General features: G+C 59.9%; 18 protein-coding genes. 17 read left to right on the forward strand and 1 reads right to left on the reverse strand.

Features of this window, described 5'->3' with window-relative positions; all coding sequences use genetic code 11:
- The first annotated feature begins 23 nt into the window (after positions 1 to 23).
- On the forward strand, positions 24 to 722 hold the full coding sequence (locus JZM60_RS07150; protein WP_241426396.1) for an NUDIX hydrolase: 699 nt from the start codon (positions 24 to 26) through the stop codon (positions 720 to 722).
- A 3-nt stretch (positions 723 to 725) separates the two neighbouring features.
- Here the strand turns inward: JZM60_RS07150 and JZM60_RS07155 are convergent, their stop codons facing one another.
- Entirely contained in the window at positions 726 to 1118 is a 393-nt protein-coding gene (locus JZM60_RS07155; RefSeq protein ID WP_207164893.1) for a PilZ domain-containing protein, read from the reverse strand.
- A 212-nt stretch (positions 1119 to 1330) separates the two neighbouring features.
- Between JZM60_RS07155 and JZM60_RS07160 the strand changes: the two genes are divergently transcribed.
- From JZM60_RS07160 to JZM60_RS16745, 16 genes are all read left to right on the forward strand, one after another.
- Complete coding sequence (locus JZM60_RS07160; protein WP_207164895.1) at positions 1331 to 1816, forward strand: DUF3124 domain-containing protein; 486 nt, start codon at positions 1331 to 1333, stop codon at positions 1814 to 1816.
- 16 nt (positions 1817 to 1832) lie between these two features.
- The gene (ltaE, locus tag JZM60_RS07165; RefSeq protein ID WP_207164897.1) at positions 1833 to 2852 is read left to right on the forward strand and encodes a low-specificity L-threonine aldolase; all 1020 of its coding nucleotides are present in this window, start codon (positions 1833 to 1835) and stop codon (positions 2850 to 2852) included.
- Positions 2853 to 2943: 91 nt separating this feature from the next.
- Complete coding sequence (locus JZM60_RS07170) at positions 2944 to 3147, forward strand: hypothetical protein (protein WP_241426397.1); 204 nt, start codon at positions 2944 to 2946, stop codon at positions 3145 to 3147.
- An 85-nt stretch (positions 3148 to 3232) separates the two neighbouring features.
- Complete coding sequence (locus tag JZM60_RS07175) at positions 3233 to 3532, forward strand: hypothetical protein (protein ID WP_241426398.1); 300 nt, start codon at positions 3233 to 3235, stop codon at positions 3530 to 3532.
- A 335-nt stretch (positions 3533 to 3867) separates the two neighbouring features.
- A complete protein-coding gene (locus tag JZM60_RS07180; protein ID WP_207164901.1) occupies positions 3868 to 4548 on the forward strand; it encodes a DotU family type IV/VI secretion system protein in 681 nt (226 codons plus the stop codon).
- 1 nt (position 4549) lies between these two features.
- Positions 4550 to 8011 (forward strand): type VI secretion protein IcmF/TssM N-terminal domain-containing protein, encoded by a 3462-nt coding sequence (locus JZM60_RS07185; protein WP_207164903.1) that lies wholly within the window; start codon positions 4550 to 4552, stop codon positions 8009 to 8011.
- Between the two features lie 39 nt (positions 8012 to 8050).
- On the forward strand, positions 8051 to 8395 hold the full coding sequence (locus JZM60_RS07190; protein WP_207164905.1) for a YcbK family protein: 345 nt from the start codon (positions 8051 to 8053) through the stop codon (positions 8393 to 8395).
- A gap of 2 nt (positions 8396 to 8397) precedes the next feature.
- Positions 8398 to 8955, forward strand: a complete 558-nt coding sequence (locus tag JZM60_RS07195; protein WP_207164907.1) for a hypothetical protein — start codon at positions 8398 to 8400, stop codon at positions 8953 to 8955.
- 82 nt (positions 8956 to 9037) lie between these two features.
- The gene (gene tssA, locus JZM60_RS07200) at positions 9038 to 11401 is read left to right on the forward strand and encodes a type VI secretion system protein TssA (RefSeq protein WP_207164909.1); all 2364 of its coding nucleotides are present in this window, start codon (positions 9038 to 9040) and stop codon (positions 11399 to 11401) included.
- A 21-nt stretch (positions 11402 to 11422) separates the two neighbouring features.
- Positions 11423 to 12067, forward strand: coding sequence for a hypothetical protein (locus JZM60_RS07205; protein ID WP_207164911.1), 645 nt, complete (start codon positions 11423 to 11425; stop codon positions 12065 to 12067).
- A 5-nt stretch (positions 12068 to 12072) separates the two neighbouring features.
- The gene (locus JZM60_RS07210) at positions 12073 to 12393 is read left to right on the forward strand and encodes a hypothetical protein (RefSeq protein ID WP_241426399.1); all 321 of its coding nucleotides are present in this window, start codon (positions 12073 to 12075) and stop codon (positions 12391 to 12393) included.
- 84 nt (positions 12394 to 12477) lie between these two features.
- Positions 12478 to 12966 (forward strand): type VI secretion system contractile sheath small subunit, encoded by a 489-nt coding sequence (gene tssB, locus JZM60_RS07215; RefSeq protein WP_207164915.1) that lies wholly within the window; start codon positions 12478 to 12480, stop codon positions 12964 to 12966.
- Between the two features lie 12 nt (positions 12967 to 12978).
- Complete coding sequence (gene tssC, locus JZM60_RS07220) at positions 12979 to 14463, forward strand: type VI secretion system contractile sheath large subunit (RefSeq protein WP_207164918.1); 1485 nt, start codon at positions 12979 to 12981, stop codon at positions 14461 to 14463.
- Between the two features lie 85 nt (positions 14464 to 14548).
- Positions 14549 to 15034, forward strand: coding sequence for an Hcp family type VI secretion system effector (locus JZM60_RS07225; RefSeq protein WP_207164920.1), 486 nt, complete (start codon positions 14549 to 14551; stop codon positions 15032 to 15034).
- Positions 15035 to 15107: 73 nt separating this feature from the next.
- A complete protein-coding gene (locus JZM60_RS07230; RefSeq protein WP_207164922.1) occupies positions 15108 to 15845 on the forward strand; it encodes a M48 family metalloprotease in 738 nt (245 codons plus the stop codon).
- A 75-nt stretch (positions 15846 to 15920) separates the two neighbouring features.
- The gene (locus JZM60_RS16745; protein WP_241426400.1) at positions 15921 to 16967 is read left to right on the forward strand and encodes a hypothetical protein; all 1047 of its coding nucleotides are present in this window, start codon (positions 15921 to 15923) and stop codon (positions 16965 to 16967) included.
- Positions 16968 to 16980 lie beyond the last annotated feature (13 nt).

Raw genomic sequence — 16980 nt, forward strand, 5'->3', positions numbered from 1 at the left:
TAATAAGGGTTTATGCTATAGGAATGCGTGGGAAAATACAACAGTCGCGAATGATCTATCTCCCCAATGAGCCAAAAGCCATGACAATTCATGCTCCATCCCCCACGTTCCGTGGTCTTGCCGCCAGGCTCGCGGAGCGCTCCCCCGTTGAGATTCCCTCGACGGCGCTTTTTCATGCTGCCGTGGCGCTCATAATAAGGGAGGGGGACGATGGGAGCGAGATTCTTTTTATCGAGCGTGCTTCCCATGACGGCGATCCGTGGTCCGGAGACCTGGGATTCCCCGGAGGGAAAATCGAGCCGGGGGATGCCGGGCCGCGGGAAGCGGCGGAGCGGGAAACCCTGGAGGAGCTCGCCCTGGATCTTGGCGAGGCTTTTTACCTGGGGAGGCTGGATGACATTGCCGGTGCCAATCTGCCGGTTCGGGTATCCTGTTTTGTCTACGGCCTGGCCGGGGATCAGTCCCTCACGCTGAGTGGCGAGGTTCGGGACGCCTTCTGGGTTTCACTGGCCGATCTTTGCGATTCGCAGCGTCATGTGGATGCCATGGTCAGCTTTGACGGCAAATCCTTCCAGCGTCCGGCTATCGTTCTTCCCGTGGAAGGAAAACCGGTGTTGTGGGGCATTACCTACCGGCTGACCATGCAGTTTCTTGAGGTCGCGACGGGAGATGACTGCCCGCAGGCCTTAAGGGGGCGAGGGGAGTTAGACGGGGAGCTGTAGGGGTTACGTGACGATCCCTTCCTTGCCGGGGGCAAGGGTTCCCGCGTGGGAGAGGAATTCCTCCATAAGTTGGGGAGATTCGTACCCGAAGGATAAGACCGATTCGTAGCTGAGGAGCTGGAGCGGATCCAGGTGGGGCGAGGCGAAGCCGATGCCGTCCGTGCCGGTGCGGACAATGCGGCCCGGCATGGTAATGGTGAGGGTGGAGGTGCCGTTCAGGAAGTAAATGGAAACGAGAGCGTCCTCGTCGGGCTTATGGTCTCCCCGCACGGACAGGTATAGACCATGAAGGCTTATGTCCCGAACCTCTCCGAAGGTAATGATTGAATCTTTTTGTAAAAATGCCGGGGCTGAAAACGGAACCCGGGGGAAATGCCGCCGTTCGAATTGTCCCATGGCGTCCTCCATGCGTACATCGATTGTGTCGTATTATGCCGAACTTTCACTGGGAATTATAGCTCAAAATTAGAGTTTGTTGAGTTTTTTGAGTCCGCATTCTTGTGAGGCCGCAGTTGTCGCGACATCCCGGCACTTCTGTGTTACCCTTTTAACCGTGTTTGTGCAGGGGGGCGAGGAAACTGCAATTGGTGAATGGAAAGGAGCGATCCATGGCAGCAAGAGGTTTTATTGCGGGGATAGTTTTGTGGGTGGTAACGGCGATTTGCAATCCGGCCGGTGCCGGGGCGGAGGCGCGCCTCTCGAAGGGGCAGATTCTCTACGTGCCGGTCTACTCCCATGTCTATACCGGAGACAGGGCGCTTCCCTTCAATCTGGCGGCCACCATGGGAATTCGCAATATCGATTTGACGAATCCGATCACCGTCACCCGGGTGACCTACCATGATTCCAAGGGGAGGCTAGTGAAACGTTTTCTGTCCGGTCCCCTGACGCTTCCTCCCCAGGGATCCACCAGTTTTTACCTGAAGGAGCGGGATACGAGCGGTGGCTTCGGTGCCCATTTTATCGTCGAGTGGGAGGCTCCCCGGGAGATTAACGAGCCGATTGTGGAGAGCGTCATGATTGGCGCCCGGTCTGGCCAGGGAATCTCCTTCGTGAGTCCGGGCAGGGAGATCGGAACTCCGGCCGGCCGGTGAGGAGTAGGTGGGAACAATGAAAATCATTGACTTGCGGAGCGATACCGTCACCAGTCCCTGTCCTGCCATGCGCGCCGCCATGGCGGCAGCCGAGGTGGGTGACGACGTCTACGGAGAGGACCCCACCGTCAGACGCCTTGAGTCGGTGGCGGCGGAGATGCTCGGCACTGAAGCGGCTCTCTTCGTGACGAGCGGCACGCAGTCGAATCTTCTGGCCATAATGACCCACTGCGGGAGGGGGGACGAATATATCGCCGGCCAGACGGCCCACTGCTACCGCTTCGAGGGGGGCGGGGCCGCGGTCCTCGGCGGCGTCCAGCCCCAGCCCATTGATGTGGAGGCCGACGGCACCCTTGATCTGGAGAAAGTGTGCGCCGCCATCAAACCCGTGGATCCCCACTTCGCTCGCACGCGGCTCCTCTGCCTGGAAAACACCCAGGCGGGGAGGGCGCTCCCCCTCGACTATCTGGGCCGGGCCCGGGCCCTTGCCCGGGAAAAGGGCTTGGCATTTCATCTGGACGGGGCGCGGCTTTTCAATGCCGCCGTCGCCCTTGGCGTGGAACCGTGGCTGATTGCCGGCCATTTTGATTCTGTTTCGGTATGCCTCTCCAAGGGGCTTGGCGCGCCGGTGGGCTCCCTCCTTTGCGGAGGTGGCGAGTTTGTGGCCGAGGCCCGGCGGTGGCGAAAAATGTTGGGGGGCGGCATGCGCCAGGCGGGGGTCCTTGCTGCTGCTGGGATTGTCGCTCTTGGCGGGAATGTGGCGCGTCTCGCCGAGGATCACGCCAACGCCCGGCGCCTTGCCGATGGGCTATCCGCCATCAAAGGGGTTGCCGTCTTGCCCCCCGGTGCCCGGACCAACATGGTCTTTCTCTGCATTCACTCCGGCCTGGAAAGGCCGCTGGCAAGTTTCCTCCGGGAGAAAGGGATTCTTGTGGCCGGAAGGGAGAGCATCCGCCTCGTCACCCACCGGGATGTGACCGCTGAGGACATCGACCGGGTAGTGGCCGCCTTCGGGGACTTTTCCCGGACATTGTAATTTCTCCCGCGGCCGGACCGCTTAATTGAAAAAAACCTTCCCTGTGCTTTACTTGAAAGTGCTTCTTCACTACGCTGTCCGGAGATCGATCATGTCTATGAAGAAGATTGCTGGTTGGCTGTTGGCCGCAGTCGCTGGATGCCTCGCATCGTGCGCGTTCATCACCGTCAATGTCTACTTTCCCGAGAAAGAAGTCAAAAAAGCCTTCCAGACTTTGGACGAGAAGTACCTGGGGCAGGAAAATGAACAGAAGCCTGCTCCGGATGCCGATCCTGCCGGGGGAGAGGCCCCTTAGGCGCTGAGGTAAACAATCATGCCCGGCTGCACTGGCGTATGCGGCGGCCGGCAACTGCAAGGTGGATACAATTATGAGCCGATTCGTGAAAATAATACCGTGTGCAACCCTTGCCATCATGCTCGGCATTGGCGTTGCCGCACCCTGGGCCGCGGAACGGCCTAAGGGGGATGTGCCTCCTGTTGCCGGGAAAAATCTCTGCCTCCTTGAGTCAGAGGACTGCCCCAATCGTAAAATGACCATAGTTGAACTGATAGAAGCGCTGCGGCTGGAACTGTCCAAGGGGGAAGCGGTGTATACCCCTTCGGAGCTCCGCACTCTTGAAGGCAAACTTGGTGAGTACGAATTAATGTATGAGCGATTAATGTTCGGTAATAGCGAGTAGAAAAAATTTACGTTTGAATGATATTAAGGCGTTAGTCCGGAAAATAGTTAATCTCTATCAATTAGAGGTTTAGCAGTTATTGACTTTTAATGTAATGTTGTTTACTCTTGCGCGCTGATCGCAGGAGGCGACGGTACCTGATTATCCGCGAAGTTCTACGGACCCCTTCTGATTCCTTAGGGAATCATCTACAGGACAAATCCCCCCCATCCTGCAACACAATCACTCTGGCTACGTGTAAAACCATCAAGCCCAGGTGCCGGCTCGTAGGCGCGATGCTTTCCGTTTCCTCTGGACGGGCGGTGTGCCGGAGCCTGCATTTTACGAGGTTTTTCATGCACTTGACCGACTGCTTCATGGAGCTGGTGGCCTATGTCACCCATGTCCTCCGCACGGCTGCCGTGCGTCAGCCCCCCTATCAGGAAGTTCGTGGCGAAATCGACCGTCTCCTTGCCGCGGGGGGGTCGTGGGTCAAGCGGGAGGGATTTCCCCGTGACGACTTTGATCTGGCCCGCTTTGCCATCTGTGCCTGGATCGACGAGGCGATCCTTTCGTCGGCCTGGAACGAGAAGAGCCTCTGGCTCCGGGAGCAGCTCCAGCGCCTCCACTACAACACCACCGAGGCGGGCGAGGAATTCTTCACGAGATTGAATGCCCTGGGGCTCCACCAGCGGGAGGTGCGGGAGGTTTACTATCTCTGCCTCGCCCTTGGCTTCACTGGCAAATTCTGCAAGCCCGGCGACGAGTACCAGCTGGAGCAGGTTAAGACGGCCCAGCTGAAACTCCTGGTGGGGAGCTCCGTGGGACTCCCCTCCCTGGAGCGGAGCGAACTCTTTCCCGAGGCCTATCCGGGGGAGACGCCGGCCCTGGCCACGGCGCGGCGAGGAAAGGGCTTCTCCCCTCTGGCTGCCGCTTGTGTTGCCGGGCCGTTGGTGCTCTTTGTCATCCTCTTCTTCGTTTACCGCTTCACCCTCTCGGGGGTGGGGGAGAATTTTCTAAGGACGGTGCCTTACTGAGATGAAAACTAAACTTGCGACATTTCTCAAGTGGTTTCTACTGGCAGGGGGGACGGTGGTGGTCATCCTCCTCATCTTTGGTATTGTGCTTGCCCTTAACTGGCCCTGGTGGGTGGCCCTCTGCATCATGCTCCTCCTGGCGGGGGGCGGGGCAGGCATCGCGCTCCTGCGGAACTTGTGGCTCCGCAAGCGGGAGCAGAACTTCGTCCAGGAGGTGATCGCCCAGGACAAGGGGCTCCTGAAATCCCTTTCCGGCAAAGAGCGAGAACACCTGGCCCAGCTCCAGGAGCGCTGGAAGGACGCCGTCGGCACCCTGAAGAACTCCCACCTCAAAAAGCATGGCAACCCCCTCTACGTCCTCCCCTGGTATCTCGTGATCGGCGAGAGCGGCTCGGGGAAAACCACCTCCCTCAACAGCGCCCGCCTCTCCTCCCCCTTCATCGACGTCTGCAGCACCTCAGGCGTTTCCGGCACCCGCAACTGCGACTGGTGGTTCTTCGAGGAATCCATCGTCATCGACACGGCCGGCCGCTACGCGGTTCCCGTGGATGGGGAAAAGGACCGGGACGAGTGGCAGAAGTTTCTCTCCCTCCTCGTCAGGTACCGGAAGAAGGAGCCCCTGAACGGTCTCATCGTCACCGTGGCGGCAGACCGCCTGCTGGCGGCGGGGCGCGAGGAGAACGCGGAAGAGGGGCGCACCATGCGCAGCCGCATCGACGAGCTGATGCGGGCTTTGGGGGTCCGGTTCCCGGTCTACGTCCTCGTCACCAAATGCGATCTCGTGGAGGGGATGAACCGCTTCGCCGGGCTTTTGCCGGAAGCGGCCCTCAAGCAGCCCATGGGGATGGTGAACCAGGAACTGAGCACGGATGTGGCCTCATTCACCGGCAAGGCCGTTTCCGCCGTGGTGGAGCGGCTCCGGACCCTGCGGCTCCTCCTCCTGCACCAGCCCGAGGCCAGAAACGCGGAGCTGGGGCTCGTCCTCTTCCCCGAGGAGTTCGCGGCCCTGCGGGATTCCCTCGCCGCCTTCATGGAGGGGGCCTTCCGGGAGAACCCCTACCAGGAGACCCCGGTCCTGCGGGGGCTTTTCTTCTCCAGTGGCCGCCAGGAGGGGAGTCCCCATTCCCGTTTCTCCGAGGCCCTGGGTCTCGCCGGCGAGAGGGAGACCCTTCCCGGCACCAGCAAAGGACTCTTCCTCCACGACTTCTTCGCCAGGATACTCCCAGCCGACCGGGCGCTCCTGTCGCCGACCCGGCGGGCCGTGGAGTGGCGTGCCCTCACCGGCAACCTGGGGCTCGTTTCCTGGATGCTCCTCGGCGTGGCCCTCTGCGGGATACTCTCCTTCTCCTTCGTGAGAAACATGACCACCATCCGGCAGGTGGCGCGGCAGTTCGAGCGGACGCCCCGGTTTTCCGGCAATCCCACCAATGACCTTCTGGTTCTCGATTCCTTCCGCCAGGGTATCCTCAAGGTGGAAGAGCGCAACCGCTCTTGGTGGATTCCCCGCTTGGGGCTCACTGAAAGCGTTACCGTGGAGCGGGCACTGAAGGAGAAGTTCTGCCGCCAGTTCCGGGACGGTTTTCTCACCTCCTATGACCGGCAGCTGGCCGCCGGGGTCGCGGGACTATCCGCCGGCACCCCCGACGAGCTCTTTGCCCAGTACGCCATCCACCTGACCCGGCGGATCAATATCCTCAATGCCGGCATGAACGGTAAACAGCTGCCGGAGCTCTCCGCCATGCCCCAGCCCGCGTCGGTTTCGTTCCTGACCGGCGAAACAGCGGCCGGGGCCGATGCCCGCAAGCGGTTCGGCACCCTCTACCTCCACTACCTGGCCTGGCGGGGGGATTCCCCTGACCTTGCCAGGGAAACGGCCCAGCTTCAGGGGTGGCTTCGCCAGATCATCGGTCTCAAGGGGGGGAGCCTCACGTGGCTTGCCCCGTGGATCGACCGCCAGTCGGGCCTTCCGGCGGTTACCCTGGCCGAGTTCTGGGGGGGCGGCGTGCCGCTTCCGGGAGAGCCGGCGGTTCCCGCATCCTTCACCCGCAAGGGAAAGGCGGAACTGGAGAGCCTTGTGGCCGAGCTGGAGACGGCCCTGGGGGACGCGCGTTCCGTGGCCTCGGGCAAAGGGGGGCTCGGCACCTGGTACCGGGGAAGCTGCCTGGCGGCGTGGCAGCGCCTTGCCGCCGCCTTCCCCTCGGGGGCGGACCGGCTCCGCACCATTCGCGACTGGCAGCAGGTGGCCGTCAAGATGGCCACGGAGCAGGGACCCTATTTCGCCTTCATAAACCGCATGTCATCGGAGCTTGAAGCCTTGGTGGGGAAGGAGGGAACACCCCCCTTCGTCTCCCAGCTCTACGCATTCCAGGTGGCCAGGGCCGGGGGAGCCGTTCCCGGCGCCGTAGGCAAGGCTGCCGAGAGCGGCAAGCGCTTCTTCAATTCCCTGGGGGGAAAACTGCATCCCGACGCGGTTGCCAAGGGAATCGATACCCCCCTTGCGGCCCCCAGGGCGTGGCAGGAGTACCAGGCGGCCCTGGCGGCCATTGCCCCGGCAGCATCGTCGCGGCAGCAGGCCTTCCAGCTTGCTACCCAGGCGTTCACTGACGATCCCGTTACGGGGAAAACCCCCTTTGTGGCCGCCTGGGGTGCGGCGGGCCGGCTCCGGTCCGGTGTCGCCGGCAGCGGTGCCGATGACGCCTTCTGGCGCCTGGTGACCGGCCCCCTCGACTACCTCTGGAGCTATGTCCGGCGCGAGGCCGGCTGCCAGCTCCAGACCCTGTGGGAGGAGCAGGTGATTGCCGCCACCCTCGGCATGTCCCCCCAGCAGGCTGGCCCCATGCTCCTGGGCCCCGACGGTCTTGCCTGGCGTTTCGTCAAGGGTCCGGCAGCCCCCTTCATACGGGGTACCGCCGCCGGTTATGCACCCCGGCAGGCCCTCGGCGGGGCGCTTCCCCTCGAAGGCTCCCTCTTCGCCTTCCTCTCCAAAGGAGCCCAGGTACAGGCTTCTGCCGCCGGGCGCCAGCCCAACTACACCGTGGCCGTCAAGGGTCTTCCCACCGACGCCAACAGCGATGCCAGGATCAGGCCCCATGCCACCCGGCTGGAGCTTCAGTGCGCCGGCGCCCCCCAGACCCTTGTGAACCAGAACTTCCCTGTGGGGAAAACCTTCTACTGGTCACCGGAAACCTGTGGTGACGTCATCTTCCAGATCGAGGTGGGCGACCTGGTTCTCACCAGGCGTTACGGTGGCTCCCAGGCTTTCCCGGACTTCCTGAAGGAGTTTGCCGGCGGCTCCCGCACCTTCCCAATCCGGGAGTTCCCCGGCGAGAAGGATGCCCTGGCCAGGATGGGGATCAGGCAGATCCGCGTCAACTATCAGATCATCGGCGGCGCCCAGGTGGTGAAGCAGGGGAGCGCCATGGCCGGCGCCACGGCCCCCCGGGTGATCGCCCGGTGCTGGTAAAGCAGATCGGTTTAATTTGGGCCATTTATTAAAGGGGGAATGAAAATGCCATTTTCACGGGACAATTTTGCCTGTAAGTGCTGCGGCAAGAACAATATCGACGACAAGGTCGTGGAATTATGCAAACAAATTGAACAATCCGTCGGGATGCCATTGACAATCAACAGTGGCTATCGTTGTGGGACCCATAATAGGGCGGTGGGCGGAAAACCGAACTCGGAGCATACGAAGGGAAAGGCAGTCGACATTACCTGCGCCAGCATTTCCAAATTGACAAAGGTTTGTGAGACGAAGTGGCAGGAACTGGCAATTGGTGGTTTTGGCAAGTACTCCACTTTCTGCCATGTCGATATAGGTAGCCACAGAAAATGGGCCGGGGCGTAACTATGAAAAATTACGTGGTTTTGCTTTTTGTGTGTGGAGCTGTTGGCCTTGTTTCATTGGCCTTGAGCGGCTGTGCTGGCAACACAGCAAATCGCTCTGTCGATAACCTGGATATCGCCATAGTCGAGATGGCACAGCGTAACGAGCTGGATGATTTGATTCTTATGGATTTCGACGCGGCTGTTCGTGAGGACGTTTCATATCGATTCGGTAATCCTGTCGAGCAATTGAATCAGATCAGTTCTTCATTGAGCCAAGGCTATGCAAAACTCGCTGATGATATCGAAGGCGGCATATATGCCTGCATCGGCAAGAACGAACTATCGCAATACCAGGGATCGGAATGGACATACCGTAACATCGGCTTTCCGAACTGGATAAAGAGCATTCGAGGGCATCTTCTCCTGGAGGAGGCCCGTAGCCTCAAGTATCAGGTCATGCTGTTGAAGCTGGCAAAACGGAAAGACGCTGCCCCTTTGGTTAAGCAGCGAGAAGAAGCTCTCCGCAGCCTCATCGATCAGATCGCATCGCTGACAGGAGACGAAGAGTGGCGAGAGTAGTTTGAATTGAACCGAGAAGCCATGGACGGGATCCGGTGCGTGTTCACAGATCCTGCAAAACTACCATAGGAGCAGGTGAAACATGCTTACCATAAGTGACAACGCCGGCTGGCGCTGGTCCGCCTTCGGCAAGCACCCGGCGGCGGCCGACTACTTCCGCCTCGGCCACTCCTCCCCCTTCGTGGACGGCCTCACGAAATGGGTGGAGAGCGGCTACCGGCTCCTGGCGGAGCAAAGCGACATGTCTCCCCCCTTCTGCTCCTGGCGCTTCTGGGCCCGGGGGTTCGGCCGGGAATCCCTGGTGCTCGGCGTGGTGCGGGTCTCAAGCGACAGCCTCGGCCGCCCCTATCCCCTTCTCATCATGGGGAGCGGTCCCCTGGAGGAGTGGGAGGGACGGTGGGATCTCCTTCCCTTTGCCGGTGAGAAGAGCTGGTGCCAGATCGAATTCCTGGCGACCAACACCTTCGGCGATTTGAGGAAGCTGGAGGAGGGGCTCCAGGGGCTGCGCCCGCCTGCCGCCGACTGGGAGGAGCTGGCCGAACGGCGCCGGGGGCTGAACCGCCTCGGCTCATCCCTGGACCCCTATGCCTCGTTCCTCGATATGCCCCGCCTGGAAACGGTGGCCGCCGAGCGGGCCGGGAAGGACGAATTCTCGGTGCGGCTCGACCGGGGTCCCGTCAACGACAAAATCACCCTCGTGAGCCTCTGGCACCTTTTGGCCAAGGGGGCCGCGAAAGGGGTCCCCAACGCCCTCTTCATGGGGGGGACCCTGGAGCGCTCCTTCCTTGCCTCCTACCGCAGGGCCCTGGCGCCGGGGGATTTTCTCCACCTCTGGTCCGTTTCGGACGCCGGGGGGTGGCACACAAGCATCGGAACGGAGTACGCCATGGATATAGCAACCCTGGGAAAAGAACCGGTTCGCCCCGACCAGCCGGTGGGGGAGGACGTCCGCTACGACCCCCTCTTCGACACCCTCCAGGCGGAGGTGGACAAGCTCACCTCCCCGGCTGTCGCAGGTACCGTGGACTGGGAGAAGGTGGTGCGGCTTTCCGCCGACATCCTCGCCACCCGCTCCAAGGATCTCCTGGTGGCCGGCTACCTGGCCGTGGGGCTCGTCCAGACCCGGGGGGGGGACGGCCTGGCCCTGGGGCTTAAAGTCTGGCATGACCTCCTGGAGCGGTTCTGGAGCGACCTCTACCCCTCCCGGATGCGGGGCCGGCAGCGGAGCGTGGAATGGTGGCTGGACCGGACCGGAATCGCCCTTGGCCAGCAGCGGGACCGGACCCTTCCGGCGGAGCAGCACGGCATCGTGCTGGAAACCCTCGGCGCCATAGACCGCTTCCTCGGGGAGCACTTGGAGGATGCTCCGTCCCTTACCAAATTGCGGGAGCTGGTCGTGGACATGGCGCCGGAAGCGGTTACCGAAGCCGTTGCCTCACCGCCGGTTCAGGCAGAGGCGCCGGTTGCCGACCTCTTCACGCCTCCGAGCCAGGCAGCTTCGCCTCCCGTGGAGGTTTCCCGGCAGACAACCCCACCCGGCTCACCCCTCCAGGCCCTCGAAGCCGGGTTGCGGCAGGTGGGGGAGGCGGCCGGCGCGCTTCTCCAGCAGGATCCCGCTGGTCCGGTTCCCTACCGCCTTTCGCGGCTTGCCGCCTGGGGCCAGGTGACGGAGCTCCCGCCGGCCGTGAACGGCCGCACCCGCATCCCCCCGCCGGAGCGGCAGGTGCTGACCCTCCTCCAGGAGCTGGCCAGCCACGGCGACGGCGAGGCCCTCCTCAAGGCCGCCGAAGCGCGGCTCCCCCAGTTCATCTTCTGGCTCGACCTGAACCGCCTCTCCGCAGAGGCCCTCTCCCGCCTCGGCGACCGCTTCGCCGGAGCCCGTGAAGCGGTCTGCCGGGAGACCTCCGCGCTCCTCCGGCGGCTCCCCGGTCTTGAGGAGCTGGCCTTCGCCGACGGCACCCCCTTCGCCGACGCTGAGACCCGCCAGTGGCTCGCGGGCCTCATGCAGCGGGAGGCATCCGCCGCCGATTTCTCCGCCGCAGCGGAGAGCGACGGCCGGGCCGAGGCCATAGCCCGGGAGGTGGACGAGGGACAGGCCCTCATCCGCAGCGGCAAGCTTCTGGAGGCGGTGGAGCGGTTCCAGAAGCACCTGGGCAACGGCGCCTCCCGCCAGGAGAAGCTCCATTGGCGCCTGGCCCTGGCCCAACTCCTGGTGAACACCAACCGGGCGCGGCTGGCCCTTCCACACCTGGAACAGGTCGTGGCCGACATCGGAGCCTTCGGCCTCGAAGAGTACGACCCGGCCCTGGCCCTGCGGGGGCTCAAGCTGGCCTGGGCAGGATTCGACTCCCAGGCCGAGCCCCGCTTCAAGGATAAAGCCGCCGAGGCCCTCCACCGCATCGCCCGCCTCGACCCGGTGGAGATGGTGCGGCTCGCCAAGGGGTAAGAATATCTTGGAGGATGACAAGTGAAATTCATCTGGCTGGTAGGATTGACCATCATTCTTTTGCCACTTCTTGCCAAGCCCTGCGAGGCTTCCCGCAAGGCTGAGGGGAATCTTTCGATATGCAGCGGTCCCGGTTGCGAGGCTGTTGCGGTCGATACACCCTGGCCGGAAGCGTCATCACCGGATGAAAGCATTACGGTTCTGTTCAGGAAACTCTCTTTCCGGGTACCATCCGATGTGGATTCTGTGGGGATAGGGGATAACCTGTGCGTCTTCAGGTTCAAAAGCGGGGAGCCTTTGCTGCTCAGCAGTGAAACATTCAGTGCCCTTAATCTTCCTAAGCGCGGACTGTCGGTAATCGAGGCAGCCGACGTTCTCTTTACAAAAACGCCTAAAGATCCAGAGCCTTCCGGAAAGGATGATCGCAAGAGCTGGAGACTGATGCTGTCGATGAAACGTGGATTATTCCACACAATTCCCCGGCTGGCTGTGTACCGCAAGGGTCCGCTCACGATTTACCAGATAACGGAAGGTCCAGGCCCGTACCGAAATGTGGCCTTAGTCTCTCATGCGCATTACCAAAATTACCTTATGCGTCTGGAGAGCAATTGTGAAATCAAGAAGTTCATCGAAGTTTTGTCAACGATTTCCGTAAAGGAGAAATGACATTCATGGCATTGACCAATACAGAAGAACATGATCTGAGGGTTATCGCGGAAGCCTTCTGGGGAAAGCATGAGACTGCCAATTGGGAAATGAATGAAGAGCTTGTTGCAGTCATATCAAAAATGATTTCGGAAGTTAGAAGCTGTTCGCAGGCCATGGACTTTGTCCCTCGTCCTGGCGTTTACCTCAATCCCAAAGATGTTCAGCGTGAATTGCGCAAGATGGCACGGAGAGTCAAAGAGAGGGGGAGTTCCTACTGGGTCTGCATGCTCATGGGGGCAACCAATTGGAAGACTGAAGCTGCCAGGGTTGCTCAAGGTCTTTGATGAATTTGCATAACCCTTACGCTGATTGCGTCATCCACGGATGGATAAACAGTCACCGTTACGATCGTACGAAAGGAGAACGACATGTCGAAAGAAGCATCCGTAGCACCGAAGGAACGGGTCAACATCGTCTACCGTCCGGCCACGGACGGAGCATCGGAAGAGGTGGAACTGCCGCTGAAAATGCTCGTCATGGGGGACTTTACCGGCGCTCCCGACGATCGCCCCATCGAGAAGCGGGACCCCATCGCCATTGACAAAGACACCTTCAACGACGTCATGAAGGCCCAGGGGATCTCCCTGAACATCGCCGTCCCCAACCGGCTCGCCGGCACCGAGGGTGACGAATTGCCGGTCAGCCTGAAGGTGGAGTCCCTCAGTGACTTCGGCCCCGAGGCGGTCGTCGAGCAGGTGCCGGAGATGAAGCGGCTCCTGGAGCTGCGGGAGGCCCTGCGAGCCCTCAAGGGGCCGCTTTCCAACGTCCCCGACTTCCGCAAGAAGATTCAGGAACTGATCACCGACGATGCGGCCCGGGCCAAGCTCCTGGCCGAAATCGGCATCGAGGAAGGGTAAGGAGGAAGAGCCATGAGTACCGAAATGAACAGTGCAGCACCCCTTCAGGATCAGTCCGGCGCGGAAGTGTCGCTTCTCGAAGAGATCGTCCAGGCCACGAGGCTTCAGCCGGCAGACGAGGCATACTCCATCACCAAAAAAGGGGTCGAGGCCCTCATTGCCCAGCTCCTGGAGCCGGGGACCGAGACCCCGAAGGTCTCCAAGGCGGTCCTTGACGACATGATCGCCGAGATTGACAAAAAGCTCTCCCTCCAGATGGATGAGATTCTGCACCACGGAGATTTCCAGAAACTGGAGTCCTCTTGGCGTTCCCTCCACTTCCTCGTGGACCGGACCGACTTCCGGGAGAACAACCGGATCGAGATCATGAACGCCGCCAAAGAAGAGCTCCTGGACGACTTCGAGGACGCCCCCGAAGTGGCGAAATCCGGCCTCTACAAGACCGTCTATTCCGCCGAGTACGGTCAGTTCGGCGGCAAGCCCTACGGCGCCATCATCGGCAACTACGACTTCGGCCCCGGCCCCCAGGACATCAAGCTCCTCCAGAGCCTGGCCGCCGTCTCCGGCATGGCCCACGCCCCCTTCATCGCAGCCGCATCCCCCCAGTTCTTCGGTTGCGACGACTTCACGGCCCTGCCGAACCTCAAAGACATCAAGTCGATCCTGGAGGGGCCCCAGTACACCAAGTGGCAGTCGTTCCGGGAGAGCGAGGACGCCCGCTACGTGGGGCTGGCGCTCCCCCGGTTCCTGCTGCGGCTCCCCTACGGCGAGGCCACCAAGCCGGTGAAGAGCTTCAACTACGAGGAGAGCGTCTCCGACAGTCACGACCGCTACTGCTGGGGGAACGCCGCTTTCTCCTTCGCCACCCGGCTCACCGACAGCTTCGCCAATTTCCGTTGGTGCGCCAACATCATCGGACCCCAGGGGGGGGGCGCCGTCCACGATCTGCCGCTCCACCAGTACGAGGCCATGGGTGCCATCCAGACCAAAATTCCCACCGAAGTGCTCGTCAGCGAGCGGCGCGAATTCGAGCTGGCCGAGGAAGGGTTCATCGCCCTCACCATGCGCAAAGGGAGTGACAACGCCGCCTTTTTCTCCGCCAACTCGGTGCAGAAGCCGAAATACTTCGGCACCAGCAAAGAGGGGAAAGAGGCCGAGCTCAACTACAAACTGGGCTTGCAGCTGCCGTACATGTTCATCGTGAGCCGCCTCGCCCACTACCTGAAAGTCATCCAGCGGGAGCACATCGGCACCTGGAAGGAGCGGGGGGATCTGGAAAACGAGCTGAACCTCTGGATCCGCCAGTACGTCTCCGAGATGGACAACCCCATGCCGGGTGTCAGGAGCAGAAGGCCCCTGCGCCAGGCAGAAGTCACCGTTGAGGAAGTCCCCGGCGAGCCGGGCTGGTACCGGGTCGGTCTCAAGGTCACCCCCCACTTCAAGTACATGGGGGCGTACTTTACTTTATCTCTTGTCGGCAAGCTGGACAAAGAGTAAGCCGGGACCGGGAACATCCCATAATTATTTTGCAATGCGGCCCATCCCGGGCCGCGTATCCCACATCACAAGGAGGAAGTAATCAATGGCAATGCCCGCACACCTCACCCTCACCGGTGAAAAACAGGGGAAAATCGACGGTTCCTGCGAACTGCAGGGGCGTGAGAAAACCATCCTCGTCTATTCCATGAATCACGATATCCACATGCCGAAAGATCCCCACTCCGGGCTTCCCACCGGCAAGCGGGTTCACGGCCCCCTGAGCATCGTAAAGGAGTTCGACGCCAGCTCCCCCAAGATGTACCAGGCTCTCTGCACCGGCGAGCACCTCAAAGACGTCACCCTCAAGTTCTACCGCATCACCAAGCAGGGGACCGAGGAGCACTACTACACCATCATGCTCGAAGACGCCATCGTGGTCAGCATCAAGCCGTACATGCCCGTAACGCTTTTGGCCGAGAACGAGCCCTACCGCCACATGGAAGAAGTGGCCTACACCTACCGCAAGATCAAGTGGACCTGGGAGCCCAACGGCATCGAAGCCGAGGATTCCTGGAGCGTGCCCAAGTAGTTAGTTGTCTGAAGATCCGCCCTCCCCGGCGACGGGGAGGGTTACTTAGATTACCGACCAAGGAGAACGATAGATGTACCGGAAACTCGCCGTAACCGCAGCCATTACCCTGGCCCTCGGCCAGCCCGCCCATGCCGGGTTCAGCCTGAGCGGGCTTCTCGATGCGGGACAGGACCTGGCCAAGGCCGCCGTCCTCTCCGATGCCGACGTTAAGGCCGTCGCCGCCAACGCCAGCAGCCAGTACGACGGTTCCAACAAGGTGGCACCTGCTTCCAGCGCCTACGCCAAGCGCCTGACAAAGCTCACCAATGGGATCAAGATGGAAGGGGGCGTCAAGCCCAACTACAAAGTCTACCTGACCAAGGATATCAACGCCTTCGCCATGGCCGACGGCACCATCCGGGTCTACAGCGGCCTCATGGACGCCATGACCGACGACGAAGTGCGCTACGTCATAGGGCATGAAATCGGCCACGTGAGCCTCGGCCACAGCAAGAAAGCACTGCAGACCGCCTACGCCGCCTCCGCCGCCCGCAAGGTGGGAGCCGCCAGCGGCAGCGCCGCGGCCGCCCTGTCCGAATCGGCCCTGGGCGACCTGGCCGAAAGCCTCGTCAACGCCCAGTTCTCCCAATCCCAGGAGCGGGACGCCGACCAGTACGCCCTGAACCTGATGAAGGCGAACAAATACGACACCAAGGCCTCGGTAACGGCGCTGCGGAAACTGGAAAAGATGTTCGGCAACGACAAGAGCCTCTTTTCCAGCCACCCCGCCCCCGGCGACCGGGCCGATGCGTTGGAGAAGATGCTGTAGCGGGATGATTGATGTGCGGACCTCCCCGGTGACGGGGAGGGTGGTTCAAAAACTTTGTATGAGTAGGTTAAGAGGATGGACAGAGTATTTGCTTTTAAGCTCAATACTCCGGGGGATGGCATGAGATTTATGGGTAAGCTATTAACTTTTATCAGTATTTTGTTTTTGACAACAACGTCATTTGCCGCTGAGATCAGCGAATCCGACGCGAAGATATTCTTGAACGACTGGTTGTCCGCTCAGAACAAGGGTTCATATTCTGACTATGCAGCCATGTATTCGAAGAGCTTTGTAGGCATTAAGCGGTCAGGAAAAAGCACGCGTAAGTTAGACTATAATGCGTGGTTTAAAGATAGAAAAAATATGTTCAAGAAGAAAATGCTAGTTACAGCGAATAGCCCGGAAATTAAGATTTCAGGAACGGCAGCATCTATAAAGTTTGAGCAGACGTGGGAATCAGGCACTTATAAAGATAAGGGCGATAAAGTGCTTGATCTGGCTTTGGAGGGCAGAAAGCTAAGAATAATTCGGGAAGAGATGCTGTTTTCCAAAATCAATACAACAAGTTGCAAACAAAATTACACAACAATCGATAACCAAAAAGCAAATATTGCTAACAGGGATATATTTTCAACTAAATATACATCAATTCTTGACAAGAACTGTTCTAAAGTAGACATGAAGTTGTTAATGAATTTTACAGGTGCGGAATCGGCATTGGAATGTCCTGCGCCAAAGGGATGGCGATTGTTTAAAGTATATGATCGGGATTCAGAGCGTTCATGGTTTAATATTGCCAATAAACAGTCCGTATGGTCAACAGCAGAACAAGTAAGAATAAATCCAAAATACTTTTTTGGATATTTCCCTAATATTGATAGTTCTCCACGCGTCGAATGGAGAATGTCAAATGGCGATTTAGCAAAGACACTGATTTTTCGTGTCGCGGCTGCAGACCCAGAAAACGCAGATAAGTGGCTGAGCCGCTTATATATAATTAGTTTGGAAGAAAATAAACCTTATTTTTGTGGTTTTGCTACTACAAACGAAGAAGCAATTAAGATTACAAATTCAAACCTAAACTGTACTGAGTTGTTGAATAAAGAACTTGATTTCAAATAATCAATTTCTTTTG

The organism is Geobacter benzoatilyticus (assembly GCF_017338855.1).
Classification (GTDB): Bacteria; Desulfobacterota; Desulfuromonadia; order Geobacterales; family Geobacteraceae; genus Geobacter; species Geobacter benzoatilyticus.

Bases quoted from the DNA above. Each gene is read 5' to 3' on its own strand.
- JZM60_RS07150 (WP_241426396.1), top strand. From the start codon at position 24: ATGCGTGGGAAAATACAACAGTCGCGAATGATCTATCTCCCCAATGAG.
- JZM60_RS07155 (WP_207164893.1), bottom strand. From the start codon at position 1,118: ATGGGACAATTCGAACGGCGGCATTTCCCCCGGGTTCCGTTTTCAGCC.
- JZM60_RS07160 (WP_207164895.1), top strand. From the start codon at position 1,331: ATGGCAGCAAGAGGTTTTATTGCGGGGATAGTTTTGTGGGTGGTAACG.
- ltaE (WP_207164897.1), top strand. From the start codon at position 1,833: ATGAAAATCATTGACTTGCGGAGCGATACCGTCACCAGTCCCTGTCCT.
- JZM60_RS07170 (WP_241426397.1), top strand. From the start codon at position 2,944: ATGTCTATGAAGAAGATTGCTGGTTGGCTGTTGGCCGCAGTCGCTGGA.
- JZM60_RS07180 (WP_207164901.1), top strand. From the start codon at position 3,868: ATGCACTTGACCGACTGCTTCATGGAGCTGGTGGCCTATGTCACCCAT.
- JZM60_RS07185 (WP_207164903.1), top strand. From the start codon at position 4,550: ATGAAAACTAAACTTGCGACATTTCTCAAGTGGTTTCTACTGGCAGGG.
- JZM60_RS07190 (WP_207164905.1), top strand. From the start codon at position 8,051: ATGAAAATGCCATTTTCACGGGACAATTTTGCCTGTAAGTGCTGCGGC.
- JZM60_RS07195 (WP_207164907.1), top strand. From the start codon at position 8,398: ATGAAAAATTACGTGGTTTTGCTTTTTGTGTGTGGAGCTGTTGGCCTT.
- tssA (WP_207164909.1), top strand. From the start codon at position 9,038: ATGCTTACCATAAGTGACAACGCCGGCTGGCGCTGGTCCGCCTTCGGC.
- JZM60_RS07210 (WP_241426399.1), top strand. From the start codon at position 12,073: ATGGCATTGACCAATACAGAAGAACATGATCTGAGGGTTATCGCGGAA.
- tssB (WP_207164915.1), top strand. From the start codon at position 12,478: ATGTCGAAAGAAGCATCCGTAGCACCGAAGGAACGGGTCAACATCGTC.
- tssC (WP_207164918.1), top strand. From the start codon at position 12,979: ATGAGTACCGAAATGAACAGTGCAGCACCCCTTCAGGATCAGTCCGGC.
- JZM60_RS07225 (WP_207164920.1), top strand. From the start codon at position 14,549: ATGGCAATGCCCGCACACCTCACCCTCACCGGTGAAAAACAGGGGAAA.
- JZM60_RS07230 (WP_207164922.1), top strand. From the start codon at position 15,108: ATGTACCGGAAACTCGCCGTAACCGCAGCCATTACCCTGGCCCTCGGC.
- JZM60_RS16745 (WP_241426400.1), top strand. From the start codon at position 15,921: ATGGACAGAGTATTTGCTTTTAAGCTCAATACTCCGGGGGATGGCATG.